This window comes from Mycobacterium sp. 852002-50816_SCH5313054-b (genome assembly GCF_001667185.1).
GTDB lineage: Bacteria > Actinomycetota > Actinomycetes > Mycobacteriales > Mycobacteriaceae > Mycobacterium.
This window is the reverse complement of record NZ_LZIC01000072.1, coordinates 1-1624: the sequence shown is the minus strand read 5'-3', so window position 1 is coordinate 1624 and position 1624 is coordinate 1. Positions and strand designations below refer to the sequence as shown.

Here is a 1624-nt window from a genome sequence, read left to right as displayed (position 1 = left end):
GGGCAAAGCCACCCACTAAGCCGGTCGGCGTATGCCCAGCAACCCCTGCCGAGCACACACACAATCCCACCCCGGAGGCCCTGCCAATGCGATTCTGTGTCTGCTCGCGGAGGGCTACCGGCACATGATCGCCGAGAGCGCCTGTCGCAGTTCACCCTCCGGGTCGGCGGGTAGGTCCTCGGCGCGCCAGCCGACGAAGTCGTCCGGGCGAACCAAGAGCACCCCGGACGGATTGAGTCCAGTAATCGACTCCCACTCCTTGTTCAGGATGCGATGTGCGGCTACCGAGACCGAAGCCGCAGCGGCACACCAGCGTTGGTCACCGGTCAGCACCGTGAATCCGGGTCCGAGCAGATCGAGCGTCGACACACCATCGCGCACCCACACGTGCGGAACCCGGGTGCCGGGTTGGCCGCGCAACTCCTCCACCAGCTGCACCGCTTCGGTCGCGGGCTCGCCGGATAAGACGGCCGCCGAACGGTATTCGTAGCCGACGAGCAGGTTGAACATCGGGCATTCCTCGTCGGGCGGCAATTGCGGTCTGTCGTCGCTCAACGAGAACAGAGCTGCCGACGGACCGCTCAGCGACTGCCGGGCCGCGAAGCGCCCCACCGGATGACGCTCGTCGTGGTAGGTGTCGAGCAATCCCGGACCGGCGGTTCCGTCCAGCACCGCGGCCAGCTTCCAGGCCAGGTTGTGCGCGCTCTGGATGGCGGTGTTGGCTCCCCCCGCCTTGAACGGCGGCATCGTGTGCGCCGAATCGCCGACGAGAAATACTCGCCCACAACGGAATTGGTCGGCCACCTGCTCGTACGGCTGCCACGTCGCGACCTCGATGATCTCGGTGTCCAGCGGCTCACCGAATGCCTTCCCCAGTGCCTCGCGGCAGCGTTGCGGCGTGAACTGGTCCGCGGTCTCGCCCTTACCCGGGAAATAGGTGGTGATGAACATGCCGAGGTCATCCTGGGCCACCAGGAAGATCCCGTCCACGTCGTCGTTTTTCACCTGCACGCCATCGCCATCGTCCAGCCGCGGGACCAGCTTTCGCCACGGCGCGCGGAAGTAGACGAAGACGACGTATATCGGCAGCGCGCCGTAGCCAGAGGTGTTGATGCCCAGCAGCTTCCGGATCGGGCTGTGCACGCCGTCGGCGGCGACGAGATAGTCGGCGCGGACCGTGTCCCCGTCGTGCAGCACCGCGGTGACGCCGTCGGCGTCGACGTCGAGCGACGAAAGTTCCGTCCCGTAGCGCACTTCGCCGCCGCACCGACGGGTTTCGGCGAGCAGCATCGGTTCGAGCCGGCTCTGGGGGCAGTACTGCGCGGCGGGCTCGGGGCTGAGCTTGTCCATGCCCGCGAAGATGGCGTCGACGTCGATGGCCATCCGTTCGTCCGGGCTGTTCAGCGCCGGCTTGACCATCATCGCCGAGACATGATCGGCGACCGCGTGCACCTGATCGCTCAGGCCGAGGCCGCGCAGGATCTCCAGACTCCGGAAGCTCAGGTTGCGCGCCTTCGGGTAGATGAACACCTCGCGCCGCTTTTCGACCAGCAGCGAACGAACCCCGTGCTTGGCGAGCAGCGCCGACGTCGCCAGCCCGCCCGCGCCGGCACCCAGCACCACC

1 protein-coding gene is annotated in these 1624 nt (G+C 67.1%); it reads right to left on the bottom strand.

Translation table 11 applies throughout. From position 1 onward, the window contains the following. Positions 1-114 precede the first annotated feature (114 nt). A complete protein-coding gene (locus A5787_RS15890) occupies positions 115-1623 on the bottom strand; it encodes an FAD-dependent monooxygenase (protein ID WP_082977252.1) in 1509 nt (502 codons plus the stop codon). Position 1624 lies beyond the last annotated feature (1 nt).